At 32.3% G+C, this 13,624-nt stretch carries 10 protein-coding genes; 3 read left to right on the top strand and 7 right to left on the bottom strand.

Going from position 1 to position 13,624, the window contains the following annotated elements; genetic code table 11:
* Nucleotide 1 precedes the first annotated feature (1 nt).
* From KZH69_RS15470 to KZH69_RS15460, 3 genes are read left to right on the top strand one after another with little or no spacing between them, the layout of a single operon-like run.
* Nucleotides 2–532 carry an anti-sigma factor gene (locus tag KZH69_RS15470; protein WP_255558144.1) on the top strand — a complete coding sequence of 177 codons (531 nt, stop codon included), beginning with the start codon at nucleotides 2–4 and terminating at the stop codon, nucleotides 530–532.
* The gene (locus KZH69_RS15465) at nucleotides 516–1,583 is read left to right on the top strand and encodes a DUF4097 family beta strand repeat-containing protein (RefSeq protein WP_219318380.1); all 1,068 of its coding nucleotides are present in this window, start codon (nucleotides 516–518) and stop codon (nucleotides 1,581–1,583) included. The genes KZH69_RS15470 and KZH69_RS15465 overlap by 17 nt, the downstream gene beginning before the upstream one ends.
* Nucleotides 1,584–1,639: 56 nt before the next feature.
* Nucleotides 1,640–2,365, top strand: a complete 726-nt coding sequence (locus KZH69_RS15460) for a head GIN domain-containing protein (RefSeq protein WP_219318379.1) — start codon at nucleotides 1,640–1,642, stop codon at nucleotides 2,363–2,365.
* A 146-nt stretch (nucleotides 2,366–2,511) separates the two neighbouring features.
* Here the strand turns inward: KZH69_RS15460 and KZH69_RS15455 are convergent, their stop codons facing one another.
* From KZH69_RS15455 to KZH69_RS15425, 7 genes are all read right to left on the bottom strand, one after another.
* On the bottom strand, nucleotides 2,512–3,840 hold the full coding sequence (locus KZH69_RS15455; RefSeq protein WP_219318378.1) for an MFS transporter: 1,329 nt from the start codon (nucleotides 3,838–3,840) through the stop codon (nucleotides 2,512–2,514).
* A 189-nt stretch (nucleotides 3,841–4,029) separates the two neighbouring features.
* Nucleotides 4,030–4,845, bottom strand: coding sequence for a M48 family metallopeptidase (locus KZH69_RS15450; protein ID WP_219318377.1), 816 nt, complete (start codon nucleotides 4,843–4,845; stop codon nucleotides 4,030–4,032).
* 162 nt (nucleotides 4,846–5,007) lie between these two features.
* Complete coding sequence (gene glgB, locus KZH69_RS15445; protein WP_219318376.1) at nucleotides 5,008–6,915, bottom strand: 1,4-alpha-glucan branching protein GlgB; 1,908 nt, start codon at nucleotides 6,913–6,915, stop codon at nucleotides 5,008–5,010.
* Nucleotides 6,916–6,962: 47 nt separating this feature from the next.
* Nucleotides 6,963–8,588, bottom strand: a complete 1,626-nt coding sequence (locus KZH69_RS15440) for a maltokinase N-terminal cap-like domain-containing protein (RefSeq protein ID WP_219318375.1) — start codon at nucleotides 8,586–8,588, stop codon at nucleotides 6,963–6,965.
* Nucleotides 8,588–10,522 (bottom strand): alpha-1,4-glucan--maltose-1-phosphate maltosyltransferase, encoded by a 1,935-nt coding sequence (locus KZH69_RS15435; RefSeq protein WP_219318374.1) that lies wholly within the window; start codon nucleotides 10,520–10,522, stop codon nucleotides 8,588–8,590. The genes KZH69_RS15440 and KZH69_RS15435 overlap by 1 nt, the downstream gene beginning before the upstream one ends.
* Before the next feature lie 280 nt (nucleotides 10,523–10,802).
* Nucleotides 10,803–12,083 (bottom strand): glucose-1-phosphate adenylyltransferase, encoded by a 1,281-nt coding sequence (locus tag KZH69_RS15430; RefSeq protein WP_219318373.1) that lies wholly within the window; start codon nucleotides 12,081–12,083, stop codon nucleotides 10,803–10,805.
* Nucleotides 12,073–13,503, bottom strand: a complete 1,431-nt coding sequence (locus tag KZH69_RS15425; protein WP_219318372.1) for a glycogen synthase — start codon at nucleotides 13,501–13,503, stop codon at nucleotides 12,073–12,075. The genes KZH69_RS15430 and KZH69_RS15425 overlap by 11 nt, the downstream gene beginning before the upstream one ends.
* Between the last annotated feature and the right edge of the window lie 121 nt (nucleotides 13,504–13,624).

Here is a 13,624-nt window from a genome sequence, read left to right as displayed (position 1 = left end):
AATGAAAAATGAAAAATTAGATCAATTATTTGAAAATTTAGAAAATCAATGGGATGTTCATGAAATGGATAGCCAACATAAAAATCGGTTTTCAGAAAAATTAACCCTTAAAAAAAGAAAAAGGAATTTTGGATTTATCTATGCCATAGCTGCATCTGTGGTTGTTATGTTAGGAATTACAATGTTTTATACGAACAATGAAAAACCGAAAGAATTAAAATTTGCCTCTAAAGAAACCAAGCAAACCGATTCGATTTTTACAGTTTTGATTGAACATCAGTTAGATCAGATTAAAGCCAAGAAATCACCCGAGAATGAGAAAATAATTAGTGATGCATTGCAACAGATGAAATCGCTGGATAGCGATTATGAAAAAATCAAACATGAATTGGAAGCAAATGGTGAAAGCAAACCCATTATTTATGCCATGATTAGTAATTTACAAACCAGAATTTCATTTTTGCAAAATGTTTTGCATCATATTGAAGAAACAGAAAAACTAAAAAAATTAAATGATGAAAAAACAATATAACATACTGATATTATTATTTTTAATTCCTTTTTTAGGATTTTCGAATGATGATTTTACTTTCACAAAGCAAAAAAACATCAGCAAAGCTTATGTCGTAAATAGTGACGCTGGAATCAATATTGAAAATTCTTATGGAAGTATTTTCGTCACTACATGGAATGAGGATAAAATAGAAATTGAAGTCTTCATTAAGGTTAGTGGTGATAATGAAAAATGGGTAAACGAAAAATTAGCGGGAATTGATGTGGATTTTATTGGTTTAAAAAGCATGGTTACCGCCAAAACGGTTTTTACAAGTACCAGTATCAAAAACAATGGAAGAAACAATAATTTTGAAATCAATTACACCATTAAAATCCCGAAAAACGGAACCGTAAAACTGAATAACAAGTACGGAAATATTAACAGTACGGATCTATTTTCCACAACTGATATTAATTGTAAATATGGGAAAATTAATTTGGGCAAATTAAACGGAAACAGCAATACAATCTATATTGGATATTGCTCTAATTCAACTATTGAATATTTGAAAAGTGGGGCGATTACCTCTAAATATTCAGGATTGAAAATGAATGAAGTAACTAAGCTTGATTTACTTTCCGATTATTCTGAAATTGAGATTAACGAAGGCAATGATGTAAAATACAACAGTAAATACGGGAGTGTCAAAATTAATAAACTCAATTCATTGGATGGAAATGGAAATTATTTGACTATTGATATTGGTTCACTTTCTAATCAATTGAAATTAAATACAAAATATAGTAACATTTCAATTGATGCCATTCAAGCGAAAGCCAATAATATAAATATTGTAGCCGGATATACAGGTGTAGATATTGGTTTCCAGCCAAATTATGTTTTTGATTTTGATATATCGGTAAGATATGGCGATTTTAAATATGACAATGAGTTGAGCGTGAATTCAAAAGAAGAAACCAATTATACTAAAAGAATTAGTGGTTTTTTTAAGAAAAAAGGTGAAAATAAAATTTCAATCACTTCTGATTATGGCAATGTGAAATTGTATAAAAAGGAAGTTCAATAGGAGTTTCAATCATATTATCAAGTTCAAAATCAATCAATAATTTTAATCAATAAAAAATGAAAAATTCAATTCTAGTAATCATTTTTAGCGCTTTGTTTTTTACAACAATTGCAAATGCACAATGGTCAAATAAAAAAGTAAAAGGAAACGGAAAAGTAGTTACCGAGAAACGAATGACAGCAGGATATGACGAAATAAATGTTTCTGGCTTTTTTGATGTGCTTTTGGTTTCTGGCGCTGAGGGCACAATATCCATTAAGGGAGAGGGAAATTTACTTCCTTATATAAAAGTGGAAGTCGAAGGAAATGTGTTGAAAATTTATACTGACAAGAATATAAATATTAGTACGAACAAAAATATTATCCTAACTGTGCCATTTGATCAAATAAGTTTAGTTTCGTTATCTGGTTCAGGAGATCTTAAATCCAAAAACACTATAGTTGGTTCTAAATTCGTTGCTAAATTATCAGGCTCCGGTGATATGACTTTAGATGTTAAAACTACTGATTTTGAAGCAAATATAAGTGGTTCCGGAGATGTAGTTTTGACTGGAAATTCAGATAATTTTACTTTCAAAATATCGGGTTCTGGAGATGTTGACGCAGCTAATTTAATTGCCAAAAAATCAAATTTAACAATTTCTGGGTCGGGTGATATGAAGGTAAATTGCATTGAGAGTTTAATTGCAAGAGTTTCGGGTTCTGGAAACATAAGTTATAAAGGTAATCCTGATATCAAAGACACCAAGGTGAGCGGCTCTGGTGAGATTGTAAAAATGTAATAAAAAAATTGCAAATTATAGTTTGTAAAAAATTTCCGCAGATTCGTAGATTTTGTGTAATCTATGAATATGCGGTAATTTTTTTGTGATCTCTGTCCAAAAAAATAATCTGTTGTCGAAATCTATAAACTTTTGACACTAATAGTTTATAAATTACTAGTCCTCTTTTGGGGAACACGTCTCAATAAAAAGACACTAATAACAAAAAAGACAGCCAAAATAACAATTGCCATTCTCGGGCTTCCTGTTATTTGATCAATAATGCCATAAACACACATCCCAATTACGATTCCTATTTTCTCAGCAACATCATAAAAACTAAAGAAGGAAGTAGTATCATCAGTATCAGGTAATAATTTTGAATATGTGGAACGTGACAAAGATTGAATTCCTCCCATTACAAATCCTGCAACTGTTGCCATAATATAAAAATGCATAGGCAGTGTTATAAAAAATGCAAGGCCACAAAATACGGCCCAAACACTATTAATTGCAATTAAGGTTGGAATATTTCCAAATTTTGCCGACGCTCTTGATGTCAAAATTGCTCCAGCAACAGCTACTAATTGTATAAGTAAGATACAAATAATTAATCCAATGGTACTTTCTTCTTTTGATGACCATTGAATTTCCTGTGCACCAAAATAAGTAGCAACCAACATTACAGTTTGTACTCCCATACTGGAGACAAAAAATCCTCCTAAATACCGTCTCAACGCAATATTTTCATTTAATAAAAACCAAACCTTTTTCAATTCTTTGAATCCGTTAAAAACAATCGACTTAGTTAATTTGCTATTGACATTTTTATTTCCTTTTGGCAAATAATAATAGGTATATTGACTGAATAATATCCACCACACTCCTACCATTATAAAAGAATAACGCATAGCATTATCTCTTGCTACTTCTGGAATTCCTGAAATATAAAACAAGCTAGGTTTCATAATCATCGCTAAATTGATGACCAATAAAAGCACACTTCCTATATAGCCTAATGAATAACCTTTGGCACTAATTTTATCTTGCTGCTCTACAAAAGCAATATCTGGCAAATATGAATTATAGAAAACTAAACTTCCCCAATAACCTATTAATCCTAAAAAATAAAATGCTAGTCCAATATAAATATTTTCAAGATTAAACCAGTACAATCCCATACAGGATAATGAACCTACGTAACAAAAAAATTTCATAAATGATTTTTTATTACCAACATAATCAGCTATACCCGATAGTAGAGGAGAAATAAAGCAAATAACTAAAAATGCAGCTGCTGTAATAAAACTAATTAAAGCCGAATTTTTCAAATGAAGTCCAAAAACATCAATGTAATGATCACGATTTGAAAATAAAGCCTCATAAAATATTGGAAATACAGCCGAAGCAATTGTGAGTGTGTAAACAGAATTTGCCCAATCGTAAAATGCCCATGCGTTCAATAACTTTTTGCTTCCTTTTGCTAAATCTGCCATATATCTTTTTTTTATTTGCGAATTTATTTATTTTTTGGTTGGTATGACCAAAAACAGCACTTTTTCATACATTAATTTTTCAACAATAAATTATTACTAATATTGTTTTCAATATGATTCGCAAAAAAAGCTACTCCTAAAAAGAATAGCTTAAATAGTTCTAAAAACTCAATTAATTAAACTTGATAATTATTTATAAGCAGCATTAACTTTTGCTGCAGTAGCTTTTGCTTCAGGAATCAATACTTGTAAATTCGCCATTCTCGTAGCATCAGAAGGGTGTGTACTAAGAAATTCCGGTGGTGATTGCCCTCCAGGCTGTGAAGCCATTCTTTTCCAAAAAACAATAGCATCATCTGGATTGTAACCTGCAATAGCCATCAAAGTAAGTCCAATTTTATCGGCTTCGCTTTCATGACTTCTGCTAAATGGTAGCATTACTCCCACTTGTGAACCCAATCCATAATATTGTTGCCACATTTGTTGCTTTTCAGCAGATTGTTGACCTGTAGCAACTGCAACTCCTACGGCACCCAATTCTTGTAATTGTGAGGCACTCATTCTTTGTGCTCCATGATTTGCCAAGGCATGAGAAACCTCATGTCCCAAGACTGTTGCTAAACCAGCTTCATCTTTAGTTATTGGTAAAATACCTGAATACACAACGATTTTTCCTCCAGGCATACACCAAGCATTAACTTCTTTATTATCAATTAACTTGTATTCCCATTGATAACCATTCAGATATCCAGATTGTCCCAGATAGGCTAAATATTTTTCTGCAGCTCTTTTAATCTTTAATCCAACTGTTTCTACCTTTTGTGCATCAGCAGTTCCAGAAATTATTTTATTCCCCTTCAAAAAAGTTCCATATTGTTGAAAAGAAGATGGGAATAATTCACTGTTTGAAACAAAATTAAGTTCTTTCTTTCCTGTAATCGGGTTAGTGGCGCAAGAATAGGATAAACCAATTACAACTACACTCATTAATAAATATTTTTTCATGATCTAATTTTTAAATATCTATACAAAAATGCAACTTTGTATTCGTTTTATATTTATACAATTATAGTTAAAAGTTTCAACTTTCCTTTTATTATTAAAAAAGAAAACACCTATTGAATAAAAATAATATTTATTGAATCGGTGTTACTTTATTTTTTAAATCTATGATATTTTAAAAATGATTACGCTTAGCGGAGGAAGTAATAAAGCAGTAGAATATTCTTTTCCATCATAAGGATTGGTTTCTATGCTTAGTTTTTTAGTATTTTTAATCCCACTACCACCAAAGTCAATGTCATCACTATTGAAAATTTCCACAAGTTTACCTGCTTTTGGCAAACCTATTCGGTAATTTTCTCGTACTACCTGAGTAAAATTGAGGACAACTATTAAATCATCTTTAGGATTGTTTCCTTTTCGAATAAAAGACATCACTGCATTCTCATGATCTGAATAATTAATCCACTCGAAACCTTCTTGACTAAATTGTTTTTCATGCAAAGCTGGCTCTGTTTTGTACAATTCATTAAGCTTGGTAATCACTAATTTTATACCATTATGGAAGGGATATTGCAATAAATGCCAATCTAAACTGCTTTCGAAATTCCATTCGCTGCTTTGTCCAAATTCCGCTCCCATAAATAATAATTTGGTTCCTGGATGTGTAAACATATAGCCGTATAGTAGTCGCAGATTTGCAAATTTTTGCCATTCGTCTCCGGGCATTCTACCTAGAATAGATTTTTTGCCATAAACCACTTCGTCATGTGAAAGAGGCAGCATAAAATTCTCAGTATAGGTATAAGTCATCGAGAATGTCAAATCATTTTGATGGTATTTTCTATAAACAGTTTCTTTTTGAAAATATTCTAATGTATCGTGCATCCAACCCATCATCCATTTCATTCCAAAACCCAATCCACCCATAAAAGTCGGTCTGGAAACCATTGGAAAAGAAGTGCTTTCTTCAGCTATTGTTTGCACTCCTTCATAATTTGCATAAACAGCCTCATTGAAGTCTTTTAAAAAACTAATAGTGTCCAAGTTCTCTCTTCCGCCATAAATATTAGGTTCCCACTCCCCTTCTTCTCTGGAATAATCCAAATACAACATCGAAGCAACGGCATCTACTCTAAGTCCATCAATATGATAATGTTGCAGCCAAAAAAGCGCATTACTGATTAAAAAGGAACGAACTTCATTTCGACCATAATTAAAAACCAAACTTTTCCAGTCAGGATGATACCCTTTTCTACGGTCAGGATGCTCAAATAAATTGGAACCATCAAAAAAACCTAACCCATGAGCATCATCTGGAAAATGAGAAGGAACCCAATCTAGAATTACGCCAATTCCAGCTTGATGTAATTTGTCAACTAGAACCATAAAATCCTGAGGTTCTCCAAAACGGGATGTTGGTGCAAAATAACCTACTAATTGATAGCCCCAAGATGGGTCGTACGGATATTCCATAACCGGCATAAACTCGACGTGTGTAAATCCAGTTTCTTTTACATATTTTACCAATTCATCAGCAAATTCCAAGTAAGTCAAAAATCTATTCTCTTCACCATGTCTTTTCCATGAACCCAAATGAACTTCATAAACCGAATAAGGTTTATCTAGATCATTATGCTCTTTACGGGTTTTCATCCACTTGCTATCTTTCCACTTATGATCAAGTCCCCAAACAACTGAGGCTGTATGTGGTGGTTTTTCACAATAAAAGGCAAAAGGATCAGCTTTTTCGGTAATTATTCCGCCGTTATTAGATTGTATCTTGTATTTATAAGTTGTTCCTTTTTGTATTCCAGGAATAAATCCTTCCCAAATACCAGATGAATCCCAGCGCACTTGCAATTCATGTTCTCCTTGAATCCAGAAATTAAAATCACCGATAACGGAAACTGTTCTAGCCGATGGTGCCCATACAGCAAAATAAACTCCTTTTACTCCATCAACTTCAATAAGATGTGCGCCTAATTTTTCGTAAAGTCTAAAATGTTTCCCCGCTTTGAATAAATCAATGTCAAAATCTGTAAAAAGCGAATAGGTTTGTACTTTGTTCATTTTTGTGTTTTTATTTTTTTGTTGAAATTGTAATCAACTTATTTCTATTAAAAATTCATTATACTGGCAATTCCCCTCAGAGGAATTACAGACCATCGAGGTCTTGAATTTAATTCATAACCCAATTCATAGATCGCTTTTTCCAAAAGACAATATCGTAATAAAAAATCTATTTCTTTTTGATACCCAATATTTAGATTCCCCCCTTGAGCGACTTCTGTGTAGGTATTAAGAAAAACACCTACAAAATATTTGTATAAAATTTCTCCAGCTTGAAAAAGTTCATTTTGTTCATATGGATATTTATCATTACTATTGAAGATAGTGGCATAAATGGCATAATGGAAAGAGCGAAACATTCCTGCGACATCTTTTAATGGGGGCTGTTTTACTTTTCGATCTCGAATAGTACTTTCGGGTTCTCCTTCAAAATCAAGAATATAAAAATCATCACCATTCACTAAAACCTGGCCTAAGTGATAATCGCCATGAATACGAATCCTTTCTGATTTCATTTGTGTCCAGTCAAAATCAAGGAAAGCTTTTCTAATTTCTTTTTTATGATCCAAAAACTTATTGGCTAATTCTAAGGCTAAACCATCCAATTTATGCAAATTGTTTTCTAAAATATTCAAACGATTTTGAAACTGATAAGTTAATCTGTTTTTTAGCCAAACGGAATAATCACCATTATATGTAAGTGGTGTAAATGCTGTTTCATGAATGTCACTTCCTAGTGCGATATGCATTTCAGCAGTTCTTGTCGCCAAGGTTTGAATTTTTAGAAAAATATTTAATCCAGCCCAGTCAATAATTTCGTGAGGGACATCGTTTAATTTCAATCTTTTGAATAAATCAATATCTGGAAGTTTACCGATTGAAATTTTTTTGGTATTCAAATTGTCAAAAATCCGATCAACTTCTTCTAGCATATATTTCCATGCATCTCCTTGATTGGGAACCAATTCCTGCATTAAACCAAGTGTGATATTTCCGTCGGACGATACTATGCTAATGCTTCCTGTATATGCCGGGGAATGTTTAAAATTCATTCTCTCAGTAAGAAAACGACTAATTTCATAATCGGGATTCATACTGATGTAAATTCTTCTGAAAATTTTCAAAACCAGATTGTCATTGTATACTATGGAAGTATTGCTTTGTTCCACTCCCATAAAATGAGATGAAATATACTCTTTAGTGTGCAGCGCTTTTCCTTTATGAAAGGTAACTGTTGAATCTTCATTTTTTTTGGAATGAATAATTTTATCAAAAAGCAATTTTCTAAAATCTTCTTGATGTAATGCATCGACCAGATAGCCTTCTTGCTCATTCATAATTACAGGAGCGATAATTGTATTGGTGTCTAAATCTTCTTCAGACATAAACGCCAAAGGCATAAAGTAATGTTGGTAAAATGCTTCCTTAAAATTAACTTCTAGTAAAACGCCGTAATAGGTATTGTCATTTGAAGAAATTTTAAAAGAATGTACGATCTCAATATATTTTAAGGTACTGGCTTTACCTCCATACCATCTTTTATTGATAATGTAATTTTCTAAAATATCGGAAGCGAAAATTTTAATAAAACTTTCGTCTTCAAGAGCATCTTTCCAATCTGTATGGAATACAAATGGGTTTTGATATTCGGCTTCGTTAATTTTATCTACCATTATTTCTGAATTTTAAATAGATGAAAAGGTAATTCGGGTGGAAGCTCTACATAGTTCCATTCATTATCCCATGAATAGCTATTTCCAGTTATCAAATCTGATACTTGAATGTGTTGTTTCCCTATTTTTTCTATAGGAATTCGAATCATTGCTTTTCCTATATTATGTGCATCTAAGCTTACAACCATTAAAGTTTCATTTTGCATATCATCATCAAACTTATAATATGCCAACACTTGCTCATTATTGGTATTGCAAAAAACAATATTATTAGTTTGTTGCAACGAAATTTGTTCTTTTCTAATGGTATTGATTTTAGTAATTAAGGTCGTTAGTTTGTTTTGAATACTCCAATCCCATTTGTAACATTGGTATTTTTCAGAATTTAAGTATTCTTCCTTTCCAGGAGCCATTGGTGTACTTACCATATATTCAAAAACAGGGCCGTAAATTCCAACATTTGAACTTAATGTGGCTGCCAGAAAGTATTTTTGCAAATGCACTGATTCATTTCCATTTTGCAACGCAAAAGGATTAATGTCGGGCGTATTGGGCCAAAAATTAGGTCTGTAAAATTCTTTTTGTTCGGATTGGGTTAATTCTTCCACATATTCTGTCAATTCTTTTTTAGAATTTCTCCAAGTAAAATAAGTATACGATTGACTAAAACCTTGTTTAGCCAATTCGTTCATGATTTTTGGACGTGTAAAAGCTTCTGCTAAAAACAAAACATCAGGATGTTTCTTTTTGATTTCTGATATCAACCAACCCCAGAAATAAAAGGGTTTTGTATGTGGATTATCAACTCTATATATTTTGATATTACATTCTTCAATCCAAAATAAAGCAACATCCAATAGTTCTTTCCAAAGATTTTTCCAGTCCGAACTCTCAAAATAAATAGGTTGAATATCTTGGTATTTTTTAGGGGGATTCTCGGCGTATTGTACAGTTCCATCAGGTCTCCATTTGAACCATTGCGGAAAATCTTTTACATAAGGATGATCTGGAGCTGCTTGTAAGGCATAATCCATCGCTATTTCAATTCCTAAATCTTGAGCTTTTCTAACCAATTCTTTGAAATCTTCAATTGATCCTAATTCAGGATGGGAGGATTTGTGTCCACCGTGATGAGAACCAATTCCCCATGGCGAGCCAACATCACCATATTCAGCATTGGTGGCATTGTTTCTACCTTTTCTATTCACTTCACCAATTGGATGAATTGGAGGGAAATAGAGTGTGTCAAATCCCATTTCGGCAACTCGAGGTAGTAATTTTTCACAATCTTTAAAAGTACCATGTTTCCCGTCTTCTTCTGATGCTGAACGTGGGAAAAATTCATACCAAGTACTGAATAATGCTTTTTTTCGATCTACATATACTTCTAAATCAATCGATTTATTTTGTAAAAAACGTACTGGGTACTTTTTGAAAATTCGAATCAATTCTTCCGATGTAGTTTCTCGAACAGCATTGTCATATTCGGATTCTGTTGCGAAATAATAAACGAGTCGATTGAGGTACTCATTTTCAGAAGCATCAACAGTATTCAGAATGGCTCGCACATATTCTGCACCTTCCAATAGTTCGGATTTAACATATTGATTATCGTTGATTTTACGCTCGGTACCATGCTGCCAGTTCAATGCATAGTCTACCCATCCCTCTACAAAATAGATGTATTTCCCTTGTTTATCAACTTGAAATTCAGCAAACCATTCGTCATTATGAGTGGGTGTCATTCGAACTTCTTGCCAATTTGCTTCAGATTCGTGTTTGAATTTTACACAACATTGAATTACATCATGTCCATCAGAAAAAACATCTGCGGAGACAAGTATTTTTTGACCTATTATTCTTTTGATTGCAAAGCTACCACAATTCAGTTGTGGCAAGACATTTTCTATAATTATACGGGTTTGGTTCTGCATGGTATTAGTTAAATTGAACATGTAATTTAGTAAATATTAAATATTTACAAAAATTAATTTTAAAAATTATATATATTATATTAATTTGATGCGATAAGCTTTGTTTTTTATGAATTACATAACAAATTAAAGAAATAACTCTTTTTCTTTTGTCTTATTGATTGTGTTTTCTCTAAAAGCCAGTCACACCAAATCGAAGTACAATAAATTGTACTGCCTATTTGGTGTAGCTAGTTCAAGTTGAAATAAATCTGATTTTCGTTATTTATTAGCAGATATTTTATTTTATAATAAAATTATTTGGAATTATAGCTCCTTTTCGGATTACCACAATTCCTTCTTTTACACAATACAATTCGTTTGATGTATCGGGTAAATGCTTGCCTCCTTTTACGTATACATCATTACCGATTCTACAGTTTTTGTCCACAATGGCATTATCTATAAAACATCTTTCACCTATACCAATTAATGGTATTCCGTTTTTGTTATCTTCATTAATGTCATCAATGTTTTGGTAAAAATCATTACCCATTACATAACAGTGCTGAATTACTGTGTCCTCGCCTATTCGAGATCTATTCCCAATAACAGATTTGGTAATTGCTTTGGCATGAATAATACATCCTTCGGAAATTAATGACCTTTCTACCATTGTTTTATGAAACTTGGAAGGCGATAATAAACGAGGTCTAGTATAAATTTTATTGTCGTTATCGAATAAATTGAATTTTGGAATATCATCTGTCAAACCAATGTTGGCCTCAAAAAAGGAATCAATATTACCAATATCTGTCCAATAACCTTCGTATTGATAACTTAGCAGTTTTTTATTGCCAACAGCCTGAGGGATTATTTCTTTTCCAAAATCTTTAGTTTCTGGATTAGACATCAATTCAATTAATAGTTTTCTGTTAAAAATATAAATTCCCATGGAAGCCAAATAATGTTTTCCTTGGCTTTTCATCTCATCGCTAACCTCCGATTTCCAATCGGGTAATAACTCCTTTGCAGGCTTTTCTATAAAACAATCAATACAACTTTCTGAATTGGTTTTCAATATTCCAAACTCAGGGGCATCTTTGTCATTTACAGGTAAAGTAGCAATAGTAATATCAGCTTCGGCATCGATGTGGGCCTCAAGCATTGCATTAAAATCCATCTGATACAACTGATCCCCTGAAAGAATTAATGCATAATCAAATTCGTGGTTTAAAAAGTGCGGCATACACTGTCTTACTGCATCTGCAGTCCCTTGAAACCAGGTTGGATTATCGGGTGTTTGCTCAGCAGCTAAAATATCAACAAATGACTGACTAAAAATACTAAAGTTGTAAGTGTTCTTAATATGGGCATTCAAAGAAGCTGAATTGAATTGTGTCAGCACAAACATTTTATAGATGTCTGAATTCATACAATTTGAAATTGGAATATCAACCAATCTGTATTTTCCACCAATCGGGACCGCTGGTTTTGATCTTCTTGCAGTTAAGGGATAAAGTCTTGAACCTTGACCGCCTCCTAAAATAATAGCGATAACTTTTTTTCTTTTAGCTTTCATATCTCTTTGAAATAATTAAATTATATAATCCTATATATTCTTGGCTGACAATTTGCCAAGAATGGTTTGTATTCATTCCTTTGATTCTAATTTGATTGAAAATGTCTTTACTTTTATATAAATCGACTGCTCTTTGTATGGAATTGCAAATCTCCTCAGCAGAAGCTTCATTATGACAAATTCCATTTCCATTATTTTCGAAATCAGTAACAGTGTCTTTTAGTCCTCCAGTTCTTCTCACTATTGGTATTGTTCCGTATCGCAAAGCATACATCTGATTTAATCCGCAAGGTTCCACACGTGATGGGATTAAAATAAAATCGGAACTGGCATACGTTTTATGGGCTAATTCTTCATTATAACCTATGTAAACATTATAATTTCCACCAAATACAGCTCGTAATTGTGTTAGCTGGTTTTCTATTTCTACATCGCCATTTCCTAAAATTAATATATTAATTTCTTCTTTAAATATTGTCAACGCTGATGTAACTACCTTTGGAAGTAAATCAGCTCCTTTTTCATCATACAATCTCCCAATAAAGCTAAAAAGCGGTTTTGATGGATTGATATTGAAAAGCACGCACAACTGCTCTTTATTTTTTTGTTTTCCTTCGTTCAGAGTTTCTATTGAATAATTAACATCTAGAATTGTATCTTTATTGGGGTCCCAAACATCAATATCAATTCCATTAAGAATTCCTTTTGATTTGTGGCGAACCTGTTGAAATAATGTCTCCAGTCCATTATCCGAATTATTTATTTCATTGAGATAGCTTGGCGAAACAGTTGTTATTTCATCGGCACATTTTATTCCTGCGGCCAAGGAATTGATACAATTTCCCCATTCTAATTCTCTTACATGAATCAAATCAAATTCAGGTAAATAATATAATTTATTAAAACTAAATATACCTTGGTACAAACCGTTATGAATGGTTATCAGTGTGGATATCTCTTTTAGCTTTTCATATTTTGGACAATATTTTTTCATAAAAGGGATTAAACCAGTATGATGATCGTGACAATGTATGATATCAGGAATTGAACTCCGTCCTGAAATCCAGTCTAATGTCGCAATTTGAAAGGATAAAAACCGTTCTATATCATCTCTGTAATTATAAATATTGGGTCTGTCAAAAAGTTCCAATATTTCTATTAAATAGAGTTCGAAACCTAATTTATTTGATGATTCTTTCAATACGCTAAAAGGAAAATTAAAGTTTCCTAATTTTAATTTGCCCCAATGAACACATTCAAAATCATTTTCTAATCGAAATGCCGTTTGATAACAAGGGATGACTACGCGGACTTGATTTTCTGAGCTGTTTTCATATTTTGGCAATGCTCCTATTACATCGGCTAAACCACCCACTTTTGCCACGGGGTAACATTCTGCTCCAATGTGAAATATTTCCATGAATTACCTTTCGTTTTTGCTTAATGACGATCTTTCTATACACCTCATTTAGTTACAAATTTTAAAAAATTAATACTTTTATCGTGTGAAATTAAATTATATTAACATTAAATTTATAGTA

This window comes from Flavobacterium taihuense (genome assembly GCF_019351435.1).
Taxonomy (GTDB): Bacteria; Bacteroidota; Bacteroidia; order Flavobacteriales; family Flavobacteriaceae; genus Flavobacterium; species Flavobacterium taihuense.
Note: the sequence above shows the minus strand (reverse complement) of the source record. Positions and strands in the feature narration are given on the sequence as shown.

Excerpts from the sequence above, each read along its gene's own strand:
- KZH69_RS15465 (WP_219318380.1), top strand. The coding sequence starts at position 516 with ATGAAAAAACAATATAACATACTGATATTATTATTTTTAATTCCTTTT.
- glgB (WP_219318376.1), bottom strand. The coding sequence starts at position 6,915 with ATGAACAAAGTACAAACCTATTCGCTTTTTACAGATTTTGACATTGAT.
- KZH69_RS15440 (WP_219318375.1), bottom strand. The coding sequence starts at position 8,588 with ATGGTAGATAAAATTAACGAAGCCGAATATCAAAACCCATTTGTATTC.
- KZH69_RS15430 (WP_219318373.1), bottom strand. The coding sequence starts at position 12,083 with ATGAAAGCTAAAAGAAAAAAAGTTATCGCTATTATTTTAGGAGGCGGT.
- KZH69_RS15455 (WP_219318378.1), bottom strand. The coding sequence starts at position 3,840 with ATGGCAGATTTAGCAAAAGGAAGCAAAAAGTTATTGAACGCATGGGCA.
- KZH69_RS15425 (WP_219318372.1), bottom strand. The coding sequence starts at position 13,503 with ATGGAAATATTTCACATTGGAGCAGAATGTTACCCCGTGGCAAAAGTG.
- KZH69_RS15435 (WP_219318374.1), bottom strand. The coding sequence starts at position 10,522 with ATGCAGAACCAAACCCGTATAATTATAGAAAATGTCTTGCCACAACTG.
- KZH69_RS15460 (WP_219318379.1), top strand. The coding sequence starts at position 1,640 with ATGAAAAATTCAATTCTAGTAATCATTTTTAGCGCTTTGTTTTTTACA.
- KZH69_RS15450 (WP_219318377.1), bottom strand. The coding sequence starts at position 4,845 with ATGAAAAAATATTTATTAATGAGTGTAGTTGTAATTGGTTTATCCTAT.
- KZH69_RS15470 (WP_255558144.1), top strand. The coding sequence starts at position 2 with ATGAAAAATGAAAAATTAGATCAATTATTTGAAAATTTAGAAAATCAA.